This is a genomic window from Pseudomonas paeninsulae, assembly GCF_035621475.1.
Lineage (GTDB): Bacteria > Pseudomonadota > Gammaproteobacteria > Pseudomonadales > Pseudomonadaceae > Aquipseudomonas > Aquipseudomonas paeninsulae.
In genome coordinates this window covers 1855249-1872819 of the sequence record NZ_CP141799.1, presented here as the reverse complement: position 1 = coordinate 1872819, position 17571 = coordinate 1855249, and the positions used below count along the sequence as shown (strand labels likewise).

Sequence of the window (17571 nt, the reverse complement as noted above, 5' to 3'; positions counted from 1 at the left end):
GGGCGCTCCAGGCCTGGCGGTGCCAACAGCCGCTCCAGGCGACACATTCCGCCGTTCGCTCACTCCATCTCGCCGCACAGTTCCGCCGCGCGAAGCAGCGCAGCGGTCAGGTTGTGTCGCTCCCAATCCTTGAGCGCGGCGAAGCGCTGGCGAAACTCCGGCGGCAGCAGTGTCGGCGCTTGCTGCACCAGTTCACGGCCAGCATCGCTGAGCAGCAACCACTGGCGACGGCGATCCTGATCGTCACGCTGGCGCTGCAACAGGCCGCGCTCCACCAGACGATCGAGCATGCCCGACAGGGTCGCCGCCGTGAGGCTGACCCGTCCACTCAGGTCGCTGGCGGTCAATCGTTCCTCACCGGCCAGCACCTGCAGGATCATCAACTGCATGGGCGTCAGTCCGCCGAAACGGGCCAGGCGCTTGGCATGCACCTCACCCGCCTGCTGCAGGCGCCTTAGCGACTGGAAAATCGGCAGATCGAGCGTCATCACAGATGACAAATCTATTTCAGTAGGAACTATTTTTTCAGTCATACATGCCTTCTAAGTCATCTTATCGCTTTGACATGAAAGCATTTATTTGTTTCCCTGTACAAGGCTCGGCGAGCCAGAACCACTCCCCAACGGCAATACCGGTAAGGAACCCTATGTGCGGAATAGCTGGAGAACTACGCTTTGATCAACGACCGGCCGACTTGGCCGCGGTCGAGCGAATCACTCACCACCTGGCCCCTCGTGGCCCCGATGCCCACGGCTTTCATAGCCAGGGCCCCATCGCCCTCGGCCACCGTCGGCTAAAGATCATGGATCTCGCCGAAGCCTCCGGCCAGCCGATGATCGACAGCGACCTCGGCCTGTCCATGGTGTTCAACGGCGCCATCTACAACTACCCGGAACTGCGTACCGAGCTGCAAGGCCTTGGCTATCGCTTCTTTTCCGGTGGTGACACCGAGGTACTGCTCAAGGGCTATCACGCCTGGGGCGCGGACCTGCTACCCAAGCTCAACGGTATGTTCGCCTTCGCCGTGTGGGAGCGTGACACCCAGCAACTGTTCATCGCCCGTGACCGCCTGGGGGTCAAACCGCTGTACCTGTCGCGCACCGGCCAACGCCTGCGCTTCGCCTCCAGCCTGCCGGCCCTGCTAAAGGGCGGCGATATCGGCAAGACCCTCGACCCCATCGCACTCAACCACTACCTGAACTTTCATGCCGTGGTCCCGGCGCCGCGCACCATCCTCGCCGGTGTGGAGAAACTGCCCGCGGCCAGCTGGATGCGTATCGACGCCCAGGGCAACTGCGAACAGCAGACCTGGTGGAGCCTGCAGTTTGGCCCGCAAAGCGATGAGGTCGATTACAGCCTGGAAGACTGGAGCGAGCGCGTCCTCGATGGCATGCGCGAGGCGGTGTCGATCCGTCAACGTGCCGCCGTGGAAGTCGGCGTACTGCTTTCCGGCGGCGTCGACTCCAGCCTGCTGGTCGGCCTGCTGCGCGAAGCCGGGATCGAACAGCTGTCGACCTTCTCCATCGGTTTTGAGGATGCCGGTGGCGAGCGTGGCGACGAGTTCCAGTACTCCGACCTGATCGCCGAGCGCTTCAAGACCCGCCACCATCAGCTGCGCATCGGCGAGAACGAGATTCTCGAACAACTGCCAGCAGCCTTCCGCGCCATGAGCGAGCCGATGGTCAGCCATGACTGCATCGCCTTCTATCTGTTGTCGCGCGAGGTGGCCAAGCACTGCAAGGTGGTGCAAAGCGGTCAGGGCGCCGACGAGCTGTTCGCCGGCTACCACTGGTACCCGCTGGTGGACGGCGCCGACGATGCCTTCGCGGCCTACCGCCAGGCGTTCTTCGACCGCGATCACGACGAGTACGCCGCCTGCGTACAGCCTGCATGGCTGACTGGCGACATGGCCGGCGACTTCGTCCGCCAGCACTTCGCCCAGCCCGGTGCCGACGCCGCGGTGGACAAGGCGCTGCGCCTGGACAGCACGGTGATGCTGGTCGACGACCCGGTCAAGCGGGTCGACAACATGACCATGGCCTGGGGCCTGGAGGCGCGCACGCCGTTCCTCGACTATCGTCTGGCCGAGCTTTCCGCGCGCATTCCCGGACGTTTCAAGCTGCCCAACGGCGGCAAGCACGTACTCAAGGAGGCGGCGCGCCAGGTCATTCCGGCCGAAGTGATCGATCGCCAGAAGGGCTATTTCCCAGTGCCGGGTCTCAAGCACCTGGAAGGCGCCACTCTGGGCTGGGTGCGCGACCTGCTGGTCGACCCGAGCCAGGATCGCGGACTGTTCAACCCGGCCATGCTCGACCGCCTGCTGACTGACCCGCATGGCCAGCTCACGCCGCTGCGCGGCTCCAAGCTGTGGCAGATGGCGGCGCTCAACCTGTGGCTGAGCGAGCAAGGCCTGTAAGCCTGGTACCCCGGCAACCCAGCTGAACCAAGCGCGGCTGCCGGGGCTCTAAGCAATTGTTCGACCGAGGGTCGCAGCCCGGACCGAATCCGGGGATGTCACGACTATATTCACGCGCCCAGCCACTGTCCGGGCGCAGCTGAAAGCCAAGGAAGCACACCCATGCGCGCCAATGCCTTCAATCAACGCCTGCTGCGCGGCCAGGCGCCCTCCTACGAGCGCCTACAGGCTCGCTTTGCCGAAGATAACGCTACCGAACCCTGCCAACCCCTGGCCCTGAACTGTGGCTGGGGCCGCCTGTTGATTGGCCACACCTACCCTGATGCCGCCGAATTGGCGCACGAACTGTTGAGCGAGCAACCGGGCGAGCGCGATATTGCCCTGTACGTCGCCGCCCCGCAGCAGGTGCTGGCGCAAGCGCCGCAACAGTTGTTTCTCGACCCCTCGGACACCTTCCGCCTGTGGTTCAGCGACTACCGCCCGGCGCACAGCGGCTTTCGCGGCTACCGCATCCGCCGCGCACAGAATGCCGAGGACTGGCAGGCAATCAACTGCCTGTACCAGATGCGCGGCATGCTGCCGATCGACCCGACAAAACTCACCCCGCGCCATCAGGGTGGCCCGGTGTACTGGCTGGCTGAAGACGAAGACAGCGGCGCAGTGATTGGTAGCGTAATGGGCCTCAATCACCTCAAGGCCTACCGGGATCCGGAGCACGGCAGCAGCCTGTGGTGCCTGGCGGTCGACCCACGGTGCAACCGCCCTGGGGTCGGCGAAGTGCTGGTGCGCCACCTGATCGAACACTTCATGAGCCGCGGTCTGAGCTACCTCGACCTCTCGGTGCTGCACGACAACCGCCAGGCCAAGGGGCTGTATGCCAAGCTCGGCTTTCGCGAACTGCAAACCTTCAGCATCAAGCGCAAGAACAGCATCAACCAGCCACTGTTCCTCGGCCCCGGTCCTGAGGCCGACCTCAACCCCTATGCGCGAATCATCGTCGACGAAGCCCTGCGTCGCGGTATCGAGGCGCACGTGGACGACGCCGAAGCCGGACTGTTCACCTTGAGCCACGGCGGCCGGCGTATCCGCTGCCGCGAATCGCTGACCGACCTGACCAGCGCGGTAAGCATGACCCTGTGCCAGGACAAACGCCTGACCCATCGCGCCCTCAGCCGCGTCGGCCTTAGCCTGCCGGCCCAGCGCCTGGCCGGCAGCGCCGAAGAGAACGCCGCCTTCCTGGCCGAACATGGCAGTCTGGTGGTCAAGCCGGTGGACGGCGAACAGGGCCAGGGCGTCGCGGTCGACCTGCGCAGCCCGGCCGAGGTGCAGGACGCCATCGAACGCGCCCAGGTCTTCGACAGCCGCGTGCTGCTGGAAAGCTTTCATGAGGGCCATGATCTGCGCATCCTGGTGATCGGCTTCGAGGTGGTCGCCGCGGCCATTCGCCGCCCGGCCGAAGTGATCGGCGACGACCGCCACTGCATCGGCGACCTGATCGACGCCCAGAGCCGCCGCCGTCAGGCTGCCACCGGCGGTGAAAGCCGCATCCCCAAGGATGCGGAAACCCTGCGCACCCTGCATGCCGCCGGGGTCGACTATGCCAGCATCCTGCCCCAGGGCCAGCGCCTGGCCGTGCGCAAGACCGCCAACCTGCACACCGGCGGCTGCCTCGAGGACGTCAGCGCAATCCTCCACCCGGCGCTGGCCGAGGCGGCAGTGAAGGCCGCGCGGGCCCTGGATATCCCGGTGGTCGGCCTCGACCTGCTGGTGCCGGCGGCCGACCAGCCCGAACACGTGTTCATCGAAGCCAACGAACGCGCCGGCCTGGCCAACCACGAGCCACAACCGACCGCCGAGCGCTTTATCGACCTGCTGTTTCCACTGAGCCAGGTCGGCTGAAACTGCAGAGCGCAACAAATCCGTAGCCGGATAAGCCGTGGTGCAATCCGGGGCAACCACCCCGGATGGCACCGCGAACCGCGGTTTATTCGGCCACATGGCTTGCCGTACGACCCTGCCGCGTAACAAAGCCCCCTCTCTAGCGGCACGCAAGGAGACGTTAATGCAGCAACTCCCCGAACCCGACCTCGACTACCTGCAAAAAACCCTCCTGGAGATGCTCGCCATCCCCAGCCCGACCGGCTTTACCGACACCATCGTGCGTTACGTCGCCGAGCGCCTGGAGGAGATCGATATCCCCTTCGAGATGACCCGCCGCGGCACCATTCGCGGCACCTTGAAAGGCAAGCAAAGCAGCCCGGACCGTGCGGTGTCGGCCCACCTCGACACCATCGGCGCGATTGTCCGCGAGCTGAAGGACAGCGGCCGCCTAGCCCTGGCCCCCGTGGGCTGCTGGTCGAGCCGCTTCGCCGAAGGCAGCCGGGTCAGCGTATTCACCGATCACGGGGTGATCCGCGGCAGCGTATTGCCGCTGATGGCGTCGGGGCATGCCTTCAATACCGAGGTGGATCAGCTGCCGATCAGCTGGGATCACGTCGAGTTGCGCCTGGACGCCTACACCACCACCCGCGCCGATTGCGAGTCGCTGGGTATCTCGGTGGGCGATTTCGTGGCCTTCGACCCATTGCCGGAGTTCACCGAAAGCGGTCATATCAGCGCCCGCCACCTGGATGACAAGGCCGGCGTCGCCGCCCTGCTCACGGCGCTCAAAGCCATCAAGCAAAGTGGCCTGGAGCCGGAAATCGACTGCCATCCGCTGTTCACCATCACCGAGGAAGTCGGCTCCGGTGCCGCCGCCGTCCTGCCCTGGGATGTCAGCGAGTTCGTCGGCATCGACATCGCCCCGGTCGCGCCCGGCCAGCAGTCCAGCGAGCACACGGTCAGCGTGGCCATGCAGGACTCCGGCGGCCCCTACGACTATCACCTGTCGCGGCACCTGCTGCGCCTGGCCAGCGAGAACGAGATCCCGGTGCGCCGCGACCTGTTCCGCTACTACCACAGTGACACGCAGTCGGCCGTCACCGCCGGCCATGACATCCGCACCGCCCTACTGGCCTTCGGCTGCGATGCCACCCACGGCTACGAACGCACCCATATCGACAGCCTCGCCAGCCTCAGTCGCCTGCTCGGCGCCTACCTGCTGAGCCCGCCGGTGTTCGCCAGCGACGCACAACCGGCCAAGGGCTCACTGGAGCGCTTCAGCCATCAGCTGGAACACGATGCCCAGATGGAAAGCGAAACCCGCGTGCCGACTGTCGACAGCCTGCTCGGCCACCGCGACAAGGACGCTTGAAGGCCAACCCACATCAGGGCAAAGTGGCTGGCATGGGATGATGGCGCGGCGTGTATCACGCGCCCCCGCTAACGAAAATGGGGGGCGCGGATGCCGCGTATGTGTCTGGCGGTGCTGCTGCTCTGGCTTTGTGGCCCGGCGTGGGCGTTATCACCCGCCGAGCTGGATAAACCCGAACTGCGCCTGTCGCTCGGCGCCGCCATGGGTTATCTGCAAGACCCGGACGGCAGCCTGACCCTTGCCCAGGTCAGTGCCCTGGGCGACGAACGCTTCGAACGGGTCCAGGGCGACCACGCCAACCTTGGCAAAAACAGTTCGGTCTGGTGGTTCAAGGTGCGCCTGCATAACAGCCTGGCGCAGGATCTGGCGGGCTATCTGGAAGTCAATTACCCGCTGCTCGACCATATCCAGATCTACCTGAGCGGCAGCGACGGTAACTGGCGCATGCAGGAGAGTGGCGACCGCTGCGCATTCACCCAGCGCCCGGTGCAGGTGCGCAACTTCTGGTTTCCAGTAACCTTGCCCCCAGGCGACAACACCCTGCTGCTGCGCGTGAACACCAACAGCACGGTATTCGTGCCGCTGTTCTTCAGCACCCATAACGCCAGCGCGGCCGCCCAGGAAAACCTCATGGGCCTCAATGGCGCCTTCTACGGCGTGCTGTTCGCGATGTTCTGCTACAACCTGTTCCTGTTTATCTCGCTACGCGAATCGGCCTACTTCTGGTACCTGGTCTACAGCCTGAATATCGGCCTGTTCAGCGCCAGCTTCGACGGCATGCTGTTCAAATTGCTGCCGCACTACATCGACCTGCAGTCGGTCAGCATCTACATCCTGATGTTCCTCCACTGCCTGAGCGCCAGTCAGTTCAGCCGTCACTTCCTGCATACCCAACAGCATTTTCCCCGCCTCGACCTGGGCCTGCGCCTGTTTATGCTGGCCACGCTCGGCGGCCTGCTGTCGCTGCCGCTGATCGGCCTGCAGGCCTGGAATATCCTGGCCAGCCTGACCGTGCTGGCGGTCTCCCTGCTGCTGCTGCTCAGCGGCGCCTATGTCTGGCGCCGGGGCTTGCGCTACGGCTCCTACTACATCCTCGCCTGGGGCATCTTGCTGGCCTCGTTCATCATTGCCACCTCGGGTTCGCTGGGGGTCGAACTGTTCGGCCTGTACGGCGCCGCAGTGGTCAAAGTCGGCGTGACCATCGAGCTGATTGCCTTGTCCATCGGCCTGGCCGATCGCATCAACATCCTCAAGGAAGAAGGCTTCCAGTCGCGCCGCGCCGCCGAACAGGCGGAAATCGAAAACCAGGCCAAGAGCCGCTTCCTGGCCATGATGAGCCACGAAATCCGCACCCCGCTCAATGGCGTGCTGGGCATGCTGCAATTGCTGCGGGACACGCCGTTGGATCGCAGCCAACGTATCTATGTCGACACCATCTCCAGCTCCGGCAGCTCCTTGATGGCGGTGATCAACGACATCCTCGACTACGCACGGATCGAATCCGGCAAGCTCAGCCTGGAACATATCGACTTCGACCTCGAACAACTGACCTCCGACACCCTCAGCCTGTTCGCCGGGCAAGCGCTGGACAAGCATCTACGCCTCTACATCAGCTTCGATGCGGACGTGCCGCGACGCATCCGCGGCGACCCGACCCGGGTCAAGCAGGTGCTGATGAACCTGCTTAACAACGCCCTGAAATTCACCGACGCAGGCCATGTCGCAGTCAATGTCTGCCGCCGCAACGACGCCCTCGGCAAAGCCCACCTGGTGTTCTCGGTAAGCGACAGCGGCGTCGGCATCAACCCGCAGAACCAGACTCGGCTCTTCGAGTCCTTCTCCCAGGGGGACTCCAGCACCACCCGGCGCTATGGCGGCAGTGGTCTCGGCCTGGCAATCAGCAAGGAACTGGTGGAGATGATGCACGGACGCATCGACGTACAGAGCACACCTGGCCAAGGCACGCGCTTCGCCTTCGACATCCCGCTCGATGATGAAGCACGCGAAACCGACTCCCTGAGCCTGCTGCTCAATGGCCGCACCGCCCTGCTCTGCTCGCTCGACGGCCTCGGCCTGGACGCCCTGAGCCGCCTGCTCGGACGCTGGGGCATGCGCACCGAGCGCTGCCAAAACCCGGACAACCTGCACAATTACCTGGAAGACTTCGCCGTCGCACCGTTGCTGGTACTGATGTCGCCCTGGCCCGGCAGTGTCAACCACTGGCTGGACGCACTGCACCCGTACCTGCAACTCGGCCAGCGCATATTGCTGCTCTGCCCACCGCAGCACTGCCAGCAACTGCCACCCAGCCTCAGCCTACGCCTACTCAGCTTGGCGCAACCGCTAACGGTCAGCGCCCTGCGTGCCACGCTGGTCGAACTCTATGAAGAACACCGCGCCGAAGTACGCAGCCTGCCACCTGCAACACGCCCCGACCAGGATGCAACCCCGTGCATCCTGGTTGCCGAAGACAACCCGGTTAACCAGTTGGTGGTGCAAGGCTTCCTGAAGAAACGCGGCTATAGCGTGCGCCTGGTCACCAATGGGCTGGCCGCACTCAACGAATATCAACGCGATCCGGCGGCGATACAACTGATCCTGATGGACTGTGAAATGCCGATAATGGATGGTTTCGAAGCGACAGAAAAAATTCGCCAGCTGGAGCGGCAACAACGCCTCGTAGCAGTGCCCATTGTCGCCCTGACCGCGCACACCCTCGACGAACACCGCCAACATGGCATGGATGTCGGCATGGACGACTTTCTCGGCAAGCCACTAGACAGCACCCAGCTCTACCGCACCCTAGAGCGTTATCTGCGCGAGCAAACCATGCAAGGCACATAACCCGTGGGCGTACTCGCGCAGCAGTATGCCGCAAGCTCCGGGCGTCGCGATCTGGCGGGCTGCCGCTGCGCACCGAACAGAATGCCGCCCGCCCGGACCTTCTTCCGGGTTAATCGGAACCGGAGCAGCCACCCGAGCACTACGCGGCGACTGACGGTGAGACGCAGGCATGGCCAGCACGCCCACGGCGCGTTAGCATCGCCGCTGCGTTCTGGAGAAACAAACCGTGCTGATCCCCGCGTCCCTGCTCGAAGCCGACACCCTCACCCGCCTGATCGAGGACTTCGTCACCCGCGAGGGCACCGACAACGGCGACGAAACACCCCTGCAGACCCGCGTGCAACGTGTGCGCCGCGCCCTCGACAAGGGCGAAGCGGTCATCGTCTTCGATCCGGAAAGCCAGCAATGCCAGCTGGCCCTGAAACGCGACGTGCCCAAGGAGTGGCTGCAAGCGCCCAGCGAGTGACAGCCGGCATCAGCCTGCTCAGGCGCCCAGGCGGGCCGGACACGCTTTCATAAAACTAAATCACGGCCGGTTTTGTAGCGGGTTGCCGAAGCCCTTGTTCGCGTCCAACCGCTGATGAGCGCAGAGCACCCTGGCTGCATGCCCACGCGAAGCGTGGGAACACACAGGATGATACGAACCTGTGGGAGCGGCTTCAGCCGCGAATTATTCGCGTTCCCAAAGCTTCGCGGCTGAAGCCGCTCCTACGACCCGACGACAGTCTTGTCCAGCGTCACATCGAAGACGACGGCCAATCGCTGGTGATCAGCCTTGCGTGGTCAAACGCCAGGCGCGGTGGATTTTCGGGTTACGGGCAAAATCCGGATCCAGGGTCGCGGCGCTGATGTCCTCCAGACCATAACGCGCCGCCAGCCCCTCATCGAGCTGGAACTTGCGGAAGTTATTGGAGAAATACAACACGCCGCCCGGCGCCAGGCGCGCCATGGCCAGGTCGAGCAACTGCACGTGGTCGCGCTGGATGTCGAACACGCCTTCCATGCGCTTGGAGTTGGAGAAGGTCGGCGGGTCGATGAAGATCAGGTCGTATTCGCCGCGATCCTCCTCCAGCCAACCCATCACATCGGCCTGCTCCAGCGTGTTCTTGTCCGAGAAACCATTGAGCGACAGGTTGCGCCGCGCCCAGTCCAGGTAGGTCTTCGACAAATCGACGCTGGTGGTGCTGCGCGCCCCGCCCTTGGCCGCATGCACGGTCGCCGTGGCGGTGTAGCAATACAGGTTGAGGAAGCGCTTGCCGGCGGCCTCACGCTGGATACGCAGGCGCAACGGCCGATGATCGAGAAACAGTCCGGTGTCGAGGTAATCGGTGAGGTTGACCAGCAGCTTCACTCCGCCTTCGCCGACCTCCATGAACTGGCCCTGCGCGCTCTGCCGTTGGTATTGCTTAGTGCCGCTCTGGCGCTCGCGACGCTTGATCACCACTTTGTTCTTGTCGATGTTGAGCGCTTGGGGAATCGCGGCCAGGGCGTCGAACAAGCGCGCCTGGGCCTTCTCCGGGTCGATGGATTTCGGCGCGGCATATTCCTGCACATGCACCCAATCTTCGTACAGATCGATGGCCAGGGCATATTCGGGCATGTCGGCGTCGTACAGCCGGTAGCATTCGACGCCTGCCTTGCGCGCCCATTTACCCAGCTGCTTCAGGTTTTTTTGCAGACGATTGGCGAACATCTGCCCACCCTCGCTCAAGCGCGCCTGCTCGACAACAGGGGCCGGCAGCGGTTTGACCGGATTGCCGTTCTTGTTGTACTGACGCTCTTGCGGCTCCAGCGGTGCCTTGTCGGCTTCAGCCTGCTCGCGCTCGCGTTCGCGCTGCTCTGGCGTACGCCGCTCGCCGGTGACGAACTGCTCCGGCTGCACCTTGATCAGCAGCAACTTGCACGGCAAGGCACCGTTCCAGAAGGCGTATTGCTTGTGGCTGCGAATGCCCATGCGCTTGCCCAGATCCGGCGCGCCGGTGAATACCGCCGCCTCCCAGCCCAGGCAGGCCTGGCGCAGACGTTCGCCGAGGTTCTGATAGAGATACAACAGGCTGGCTTCATCACCCAGGCGCTCGCCATAGGGTGGATTGCAGATCACCAGACCTTTCTGATTCTGGTCGGGGCGCGGCTCGAAGGTCGCCAACTCGCCCTGATAGACCTTGATCCAGTGGCTCAACCCGGCCCGCTCGATATTGTTGCGCGCCGGCTGAATCAGACGCGGATCGGCCTCGTAACCACGAATCCACAACGGCGGCTTGGCCAGCCCTTCGGTCGCTCGCTGCTCGGCTTCGGCGTGCAGCTTCTTCCACAAGGCCGGTACATGACCCAGCCAGTGACTGAAGCCCCACAGCTCGCGCTTGAGGTTCGGCGCGATGTCGGCGGCGATCATGGCCGCTTCCACCAGGAAGGTGCCGACCCCGCACATGGGGTCAGCCAGAGCGCCGCCCTCTGCGGCGATACGCGGCCAGCCGGCACGCAGCAGCACCGCAGCGGCAAGGTTTTCCTTCAGCGGCGCGGCGCCCTGCTGCAAGCGGTAACCACGCTGGTGCAGGCTATGCCCAGACAGGTCGAGGGAGAGAATCGCCTCACCGCGATCCAGGCGCAGGTGCACGCGCATGTCCGGGTTGAGCTTGTCGATCGACGGCCGGGTGCCGTCTTTCTGCCGCAACTTGTCGACGATGGCATCCTTGACCTTCAACGCCCCGAAGTGGGTGTTGTCGATCCCCGAACCATTGCCGCTGAACTCCACGGCCAGGCTGCCGTTGGGTTCCAGGTGCTCGAACCAGTCGACCTCCAGCACGCCTTCGTAGAGGCTTTCGGCGTCTTGGATCGGGAAGCGCTTGAGCACCAGCAAGACCCGGTTGGCCAGGCGCGACCACAGGCACAGGCGATAAGCCGTCTCCATCTCGGCGACGCCCCGAATGGCGGACGTATGCTCACGCACCTCCTCGAGCCCCAGGTTGCCGGCTTCTTCAAGCAGCAAGCCCTCCAGGCCCTTGGGGCAAGTGAGAAAGAGTTCGTAACGATCCGACATGGGAATATCCAGTGCCTAAGGCAGTAAACGGCAGGTGAACGAGTCAACACGGCCAAAATAAGTGACAAAACGTCGCAAGGCGACCCTTCATCGGAATAGACAGAGCGTGCAACCGCGATTAATTCGCAGTGGCAAAACACCAGTACGCACGCTGCAAACGCCCGCACCATCGGTGGCGGCTCCAAGAAACAGAATCTGTTGCCTGTCGCCTTATGACTTGGACGGCAAAAGTGTTACTTCCTTATGACAAAACGATCATTCCCAGGCACCCAAGCATTCGATAGAAATCTACCCAGGCCTTCGTTGCAACGACGAGGGCACGAGGCAGAACCGCCACGCCGGCAGCGGATTTCTCCTCTGGCAGATTTTTCTGCCTGACCTCGCGACGAGGTCTAAGGGACATTACAGTCAACATTGAGGGCAGCACCCTATGAGAAGACTTAAGCGTGATCCGTTAGAAAAAGCTTTTTTGCGCGGCTACCAATACGGCATCCATGGCAAATCCCGAGAAATGTGTCCTTTTACTCTTCCTTCCGTTCGTCAAGCCTGGTTAAACGGCTGGCGCGAAGGTCGCGGTGATAACTGGGACGGACTGACCGGCACCGCCGGTATCCATCGACTCAACGAACTTCACGCTGTCGGCTAAACAGGCTACTAACTAACCCTAGGAAACTACCGACTTCACATGCACGCCCCATCCGGGCGGCGGGCGAGAGCCCAGGGGCTCCTTCAGGGAGCCCTTTTTATTCCCTGAGATACCTAATGTGCTAACCATTCCCGGCAACAGCCAATGCCGCTCAAACCTTGCGCGGTAAGCCGGCAATCGCATCCACCGCCTCGCGGATCAGCGCCGGTCCCTTGTAAATGAACCCGGAATAAATCTGTACCAGGCTCGCCCCGGCGGCGATTTTCTCGCCGGCATGCTTGCCTTCGGTGATGCCGCCTACGGCAATGATCGGCAAACGCCCCGCCAGTTCGGCAGCCAGAACCTTGACGATATGCGTGCTCTTGTCGCGCACCGGCGCCCCCGACAAACCGCCGGCCTCGTCGCCAAACTCCAGGCCTTGAACGCCTTCACGGCCCAGGGTGGTATTGGTGGCAATCACCGCATCCATACCGGCCTCGACCAGCGCCCTGGCCACCTCGACGGTCTCTTCGTCGCTCATGTCCGGGGCAATCTTGATGGCCAGCGGTACGCGTTTGCCATGCTGCCGGGTCAGGTCTTCCTGACGCAGGCGCAGGGCTTCTAGCAGCTGCTTGAGCGAATCACCGAACTGCAGGCTGCGCAGGCCCGGGGTATTCGGCGAGCTGACGTTGACCGTCACATAACTGGCGTGGGCATAGACCTTGTCCAGGCACAGCAGGTAATCGTCCACCGCTCGCTCGACCGGGGTATCGAAATTCTTGCCGATATTGATGCCCAGCACACCTTTGTACTTGGCCGCCTGCACCCTGCCCAGCAGATGGTCGACCCCGAGGTTGTTGAAGCCCATGCGATTGATGATGGCCTCGGCCTCTGGCAGGCGGAACAGCCGCGGTTTGGGATTGCCCGGCTGCGGACGTGGTGTCACGGTGCCAATCTCGACGGAGCCGAAACCCAGCTGGGCAAAACCGTCGATGGCAGCGCCATTCTTGTCCAGACCGGCCGCCAAGCCGACCGGATTGGCAAACTCCAAGCCCATCACCTTGACTGGCAAACTCGCCGGCGCCTTGCACAGCAGGCCATTGAGCCCCAAACGTCCGCCAGCACCGAGCAGATCGATGGTTAGCTCGTGGGAGGTTTCCGGAGAGAGTTTGAACAGTAGCTGGCGGGCCAGGGTATACATGGGCAGGCTTAGCTCGATAATGGCGAAGTCGGAAAGGCGGCGATTATACAGGCCGGGGGAACAGCTAGCGAGCGAAGGTCGAGCAAGCGCCCGTGCCGGCCGCAGAGCCAGCAGAAACTACGAGAGACATCAGCGCTTGTGAAAAAATCGAGCGCCGTCACGAGAGCGTCACCAGCTGTTCGCGGCAAGGCGCGCTACGCCAGAAATGGGGGGAGATTAGTGAGTTCAATGATCCCGTCTTTGGTGTCGCGCGACGTCAGCAGCTGGCGCCTGGGGCGCTCAAAGTAAGCGGGAGTTTTTCACGCGCTCTCAGCCCAGGCGGCGCAGGCTGAGTAACTGGCCGGTCGAGTTGAACTCCAGCTCGAAACAACCGTATACACCTTCATGCGTCAAAAACGGCCTGAAGTGATGGGCCGGCACACTGACCCGCCTACCATCACGACTCTGCACCAGGATGCGATTGGCCCGTCCTTGATAGACCGCACGCATGCGCTCGGCAGATAACGCGAGATCCAGCAGCAGACTGGCCATGCAGACACCTTGGCAAATGAATGCGCCAATCTTGCCACAAGCAACCAGCAAGCTCCGCGCAAAACCCGCCCTTTTGACCCGCAAAGCCTGTGCAACCGCCTTGTGGCTCTGCCACACTTGCGCCGGTGTCCTTGGAGTTCGCACCCGGTCATGAGCCTGTTCGATCAACCCGCCTCCCTCAGCTCACGCCTTGCCGCCCTGATCCAGCGCCTGGGCTGGAGCGGCCGTGCGCCGCGCTTGATACTGGAGCGCGCCAGCCGCCTGAATCTGCCCTTCAAAGCCATGCCCGCGACCCGCGACAGCATCTGCTGGCTCGAAGGGCCGCCACTGCAACGCCTGGTCGAACTGCCGCGCGACGCCCTGTCCGGCCCGGTGCAGGAAGACAAAGCCCAAGCCCATGCGGTACTGATTCAAATCGTCGAAGTGCAACAGCAGCAACTGGAGTCGTTCGACCTGCGCCTGATCGACGGACTGAGCAACTGCGATCCCGAGCAGGCCCACTTCACCTGCTTCGAGGAATACGCCGCCAGCGAAGCCTGCCGCCAGGTGCGCATCATCAGCTACAAAGACTTTGTCAAAACCATCAGCCAGGCCCTGCCCCGCTTCCTCGCAGGCGAATGCATCAGCCTGCGCCAGGCCAGCTGGCACGGCGAGCGGATATTCTGGGCCGGCGAGCAACATAGCGAAGCATTGGCCTGCGCCGTCGCCTATGCACGCCGCCGCCAACTGGAAATCACCCTGCCTGCCGAACTGTGCAGATACCGCTTGAGCAGTGGCGGCCTGGCGGAACTGCAACAGCGCTATCACGTCCTGGCCATGCCTGGTGCTGCCTGGAGCGACCCGGCATTCATGAGCCTGCTGCTGGACACCGGCCTGCCGTATGCCCGCCTGGCCCTGCTGCGTAACCCGGGTGCGCCGGAGTTCCTCCTGCTACCCAAGCATTCCGCCGAGGCCACCGCCCTGGGTGAAGGCCTGCGCCTGGCCGGCGCACCCGATGTGGTCCACTACCTGCAAGGGCTTGCAGCGCACAAACCTGAGACAGCGCCGAACCAAGGCAAAACATCGTTGCCCTGAACAAGGCTACTCACCGGTTAACTGTTGCAACTCGCTTTTGTAGGCTGGGCCGGGCGGCGTTCCGCTTTAGCCCACCGCCGCCAAATAAGCAGCCTTGGTGGGCTGCAGCCCAGGTTTTGCCATCAACCCATAACGGCTACATGGCCTTTTTCATTCCCAGACCAGGCAAGGCGCTCAATCAGCAGCCTCAGTCCGAACGGATCAGGTGATCGAAGGCGCTGAGCGAAGCCTTGGCGCCCTCGCCCACGGCGATGACGATCTGCTTGTAAGGCACAGTGGTCACATCGCCAGCGGCGAAGATACCGGGCACGTTGGTGCCGCCCCTGGCATCGACGATGATCTCACCGCGTGGTGACAACTCGATCACGCCTTTGAGCCAGTCGCTATTGGGCAGCAGACCGATCTGCACGAAGATCCCGTCCAATTCGACGTTGTGCAGTTCGTCAGTGTTGCGGTCCTTGTAGACCAGCGCCTTGACCTTCTGCCCATCGCCCAGCACTTCGCTGGTCAGCGCGCTCTTGATAATGGTCACGTTCGGCAGACTGTTGAGTTTGTTCTGCAATACCGCATCGGCACGCAACTGGCTGTCGAACTCGATCAGGGTGACATGGGCGACGATGCCGGCCAGGTCGATGGCGGCTTCCACGCCGGAGTTGCCACCACCGATCACCGCCACCCGCTTGCCCTTGAACAACGGCCCATCGCAATGCGGGCAGTAGGCCACACCCTTGCCACGGTAGGCCTGTTCGCCGGGCACGTTCATCTCCCTCCAGCGCGCGCCAGTGGCCAAAATCAGGGTCTTGGCTTTCAGCGACGCGCCGCTATCGAACCTGACTTCATGCAGGCCGCCAGCCTGCCTGGCCGGAATGATGGCGCTGGCGCGCTGCAGGTTCATGATGTCGACTTCGTACTGCTTGACGTGTTCTTCCAGGGCGCGGGCCAGCTTCGGCCCTTCGGTTTCCTGCACCGAGATGAAATTCTCGATGGCCATGGTATCCAGCACCTGGCCGCCGAAACGCTCGGCCGCCACCCCGGTACGAATGCCTTTGCGCGCGGCATAGATAGCCGCAGCAGCGCCAGCCGGACCACCACCGACCACCAGCACGTCGAAGGCCGCCTTGGCGTTGAGCTTGTCGGCATCGCGGGCACCGGCATTGGTGTCGATCTTGGCGATGATTTCCTCTACCCCCATACGCCCTTGGCCAAACGGCTCGCCGTTCAGGTACAGGCTCGGTACCGACATGATCTGCCGCGCCTCGACTTCTGCCTGGAACAGCGCGCCATCAATGGCGACGTGGCGGATATTGGGGTTGAGTACGGCCATCAGGTTCAGCGCCTGGACCACGTCCGGGCAATTTTGGCAGGACAGCGAATAGTAGGTTTCGAAATTGAATTGGCCTTCGATGCCCTTGATCTGTTCGATCACATCCGCCGCGGTCTTGGATGGATGGCCACCGACCTGCAGCAACGCGAGCACCAGCGAAGTGAATTCGTGGCCCATGGGAATACCGGCAAAACGCAGGCTGATATTCGCCGCGGGGCGATTGAGCGAGAACGACGGCGTGCGACTGTCGCTGCCATCGGTCTTGAGGGTGATTTTGTCGGTCAGGCTGACAATGTCTTGCAGCAGGCCGAGCAGTTCGCGGGATTTGTCGCTGTCATCGAGGGACGCGACGATCTCGAACGGCTGGGTAACCTTCTCGAGGTAGGCCTTCAACTGGGCTTTCAGATTGGCGTCCAACATGATTCAGGTATCCCTTGCTAACGAAATTCAGACACAAAAACGCCCGGACGGATCGCGCCCGGGCGTCGGGCACTAGAAGGGCTGGGTTACAGCCCTAGCAGCGCGTTGTTTTGCCAGGAAAACGCTGGTTAACGCTGCCGTATCGAAGCGCAGCAGCGTTCAGACCTTGGTTAAATTTTACCGACCAGGTCCAGGGACGGAGCCAGAGTGGCCTCGCCTTCCTTCCATTTGGCCGGGCAGACTTCGCCCGGGTGAGCGGCGGTGTACTGGGCGGCCTTCAGCTTGCGCAGGGTTTCGGATACGTCGCGAGCGATTTCGTTGGAGTGAATTTCCACGGTCTTGATCACGCCTTCCGGGTTGATCAGGAAGGTGCCACGCAGCGCCAGGCCTTCTTCAGCAATGTGTACGCCGAAAGCGTTGGTCAGGGCATGGGTCGGGTCGCCGATCAGCGGGAACTGAGCCTTGCTCACAGCCGGGGAAGTTTCGTGCCAGACTTTGTGCGAGAAATGGGTGTCGGTGGTGACGATGTAAATTTCGGTACCGGCATCACGGAACGCGGCGTAGTTATTGGCAGCGTCTTCGATCTCAGTCGGGCAGTTAAAGGTGAAGGCTGCCGGCATAAAGATCAGAACAGACCACTGACCCTTCAGGGACTGCTCGGTGACTTCGATGAACTTGCCGTTGTGGAAAGCGTTGGCCTTGAAAGGTTGAACCTGAGTGTTAATGAGGGACATCTATAATTCCTTGTGAGGGTTGAAAATCTACTGGGGCCATCTTAGCCACTTCAGCGCAGAAAGCTTATTGATTGCCGCCATGGTGTCGATTGAGTAAGCCAATCGCTACCTG

General features: G+C 62.6%; 13 protein-coding genes. 7 read left to right on the top strand and 6 right to left on the bottom strand.

Going from position 1 to position 17571, the window contains the following annotated elements; translation table 11 throughout:
* Positions 1 to 59 precede the first annotated feature (59 nt).
* On the bottom strand, positions 60 to 533 hold the full coding sequence (locus VCJ09_RS08740) for a MarR family winged helix-turn-helix transcriptional regulator (protein WP_324733980.1): 474 nt from the start codon (positions 531 to 533) through the stop codon (positions 60 to 62).
* Between the two features lie 113 nt (positions 534 to 646).
* Between VCJ09_RS08740 and VCJ09_RS08735 the strand changes: the two genes are divergently transcribed.
* From VCJ09_RS08735 to VCJ09_RS08715, 5 genes are all read left to right on the top strand, one after another.
* Positions 647 to 2416 (top strand): N-acetylglutaminylglutamine amidotransferase, encoded by a 1770-nt coding sequence (locus VCJ09_RS08735; protein ID WP_324733979.1) that lies wholly within the window; start codon positions 647 to 649, stop codon positions 2414 to 2416.
* 162 nt (positions 2417 to 2578) lie between these two features.
* Entirely contained in the window at positions 2579 to 4315 is a 1737-nt protein-coding gene (gene ngg, locus VCJ09_RS08730; protein ID WP_324733978.1) for an N-acetylglutaminylglutamine synthetase, read from the top strand.
* A 163-nt stretch (positions 4316 to 4478) separates the two neighbouring features.
* Entirely contained in the window at positions 4479 to 5669 is a 1191-nt protein-coding gene (locus VCJ09_RS08725) for an osmoprotectant NAGGN system M42 family peptidase (protein ID WP_324733977.1), read from the top strand.
* A 90-nt stretch (positions 5670 to 5759) separates the two neighbouring features.
* Complete coding sequence (locus VCJ09_RS08720) at positions 5760 to 8513, top strand: hybrid sensor histidine kinase/response regulator (protein WP_324733976.1); 2754 nt, start codon at positions 5760 to 5762, stop codon at positions 8511 to 8513.
* Between the two features lie 226 nt (positions 8514 to 8739).
* A complete protein-coding gene (locus tag VCJ09_RS08715; protein WP_324733975.1) occupies positions 8740 to 8979 on the top strand; it encodes a YheU family protein in 240 nt (79 codons plus the stop codon).
* Between the two features lie 303 nt (positions 8980 to 9282).
* On the opposite strand, the gene rlmKL is transcribed toward VCJ09_RS08715, so the two are convergent.
* A complete protein-coding gene (gene rlmKL, locus VCJ09_RS08710) occupies positions 9283 to 11550 on the bottom strand; it encodes a bifunctional 23S rRNA (guanine(2069)-N(7))-methyltransferase RlmK/23S rRNA (guanine(2445)-N(2))-methyltransferase RlmL (protein WP_324733974.1) in 2268 nt (755 codons plus the stop codon).
* 430 nt (positions 11551 to 11980) lie between these two features.
* On the opposite strand from rlmKL, the gene rmf reads away from it, so the two are divergent.
* Entirely contained in the window at positions 11981 to 12196 is a 216-nt protein-coding gene (gene rmf, locus VCJ09_RS08705) for a ribosome modulation factor (protein WP_079201465.1), read from the top strand.
* Positions 12197 to 12347: 151 nt separating this feature from the next.
* On the opposite strand, the gene VCJ09_RS08700 is transcribed toward rmf, so the two are convergent.
* Together VCJ09_RS08700 and VCJ09_RS08695 are read right to left on the bottom strand one after the other, a co-directional pair.
* Complete coding sequence (locus VCJ09_RS08700) at positions 12348 to 13376, bottom strand: quinone-dependent dihydroorotate dehydrogenase (RefSeq protein WP_324733973.1); 1029 nt, start codon at positions 13374 to 13376, stop codon at positions 12348 to 12350.
* A gap of 309 nt (positions 13377 to 13685) precedes the next feature.
* Positions 13686 to 13907: a DUF2835 family protein gene (locus VCJ09_RS08695; RefSeq protein ID WP_079201463.1), complete on the bottom strand. Its 222-nt coding sequence runs from the start codon at positions 13905 to 13907 to the stop codon at positions 13686 to 13688.
* Positions 13908 to 14057: 150 nt separating this feature from the next.
* Between VCJ09_RS08695 and VCJ09_RS08690 the strand changes: the two genes are divergently transcribed.
* Positions 14058 to 14981, top strand: a complete 924-nt coding sequence (locus VCJ09_RS08690) for a DUF6685 family protein (RefSeq protein ID WP_324733972.1) — start codon at positions 14058 to 14060, stop codon at positions 14979 to 14981.
* A 187-nt stretch (positions 14982 to 15168) separates the two neighbouring features.
* Here the strand turns inward: VCJ09_RS08690 and ahpF are convergent, their stop codons facing one another.
* Positions 15169 to 16725, bottom strand: a complete 1557-nt coding sequence (gene ahpF, locus VCJ09_RS08685; RefSeq protein WP_324733971.1) for an alkyl hydroperoxide reductase subunit F — start codon at positions 16723 to 16725, stop codon at positions 15169 to 15171.
* A 170-nt stretch (positions 16726 to 16895) separates the two neighbouring features.
* Positions 16896 to 17459: an alkyl hydroperoxide reductase subunit C gene (ahpC, locus tag VCJ09_RS08680; protein ID WP_079201460.1), complete on the bottom strand. Its 564-nt coding sequence runs from the start codon at positions 17457 to 17459 to the stop codon at positions 16896 to 16898.
* Positions 17460 to 17571: the final 112 nt, after the last annotated feature.

What these genes read in the sequence shown, in the direction of transcription:
- ahpC (WP_079201460.1), bottom strand. Translation starts at nt 17,459, where the DNA reads ATGTCCCTCATTAACACTCAGGTTCAACCTTTCAAGGCCAACGCTTTC.
- rlmKL (WP_324733974.1), bottom strand. Translation starts at nt 11,550, where the DNA reads ATGTCGGATCGTTACGAACTCTTTCTCACTTGCCCCAAGGGCCTGGAG.
- VCJ09_RS08700 (WP_324733973.1), bottom strand. Translation starts at nt 13,376, where the DNA reads ATGTATACCCTGGCCCGCCAGCTACTGTTCAAACTCTCTCCGGAAACC.
- VCJ09_RS08740 (WP_324733980.1), bottom strand. Translation starts at nt 533, where the DNA reads ATGACTGAAAAAATAGTTCCTACTGAAATAGATTTGTCATCTGTGATG.
- VCJ09_RS08695 (WP_079201463.1), bottom strand. Translation starts at nt 13,907, where the DNA reads ATGGCCAGTCTGCTGCTGGATCTCGCGTTATCTGCCGAGCGCATGCGT.
- VCJ09_RS08735 (WP_324733979.1), top strand. Translation starts at nt 647, where the DNA reads ATGTGCGGAATAGCTGGAGAACTACGCTTTGATCAACGACCGGCCGAC.
- ahpF (WP_324733971.1), bottom strand. Translation starts at nt 16,725, where the DNA reads ATGTTGGACGCCAATCTGAAAGCCCAGTTGAAGGCCTACCTCGAGAAG.
- VCJ09_RS08690 (WP_324733972.1), top strand. Translation starts at nt 14,058, where the DNA reads ATGAGCCTGTTCGATCAACCCGCCTCCCTCAGCTCACGCCTTGCCGCC.
- rmf (WP_079201465.1), top strand. Translation starts at nt 11,981, where the DNA reads ATGAGAAGACTTAAGCGTGATCCGTTAGAAAAAGCTTTTTTGCGCGGC.
- ngg (WP_324733978.1), top strand. Translation starts at nt 2,579, where the DNA reads ATGCGCGCCAATGCCTTCAATCAACGCCTGCTGCGCGGCCAGGCGCCC.
- VCJ09_RS08725 (WP_324733977.1), top strand. Translation starts at nt 4,479, where the DNA reads ATGCAGCAACTCCCCGAACCCGACCTCGACTACCTGCAAAAAACCCTC.
- VCJ09_RS08720 (WP_324733976.1), top strand. Translation starts at nt 5,760, where the DNA reads ATGCCGCGTATGTGTCTGGCGGTGCTGCTGCTCTGGCTTTGTGGCCCG.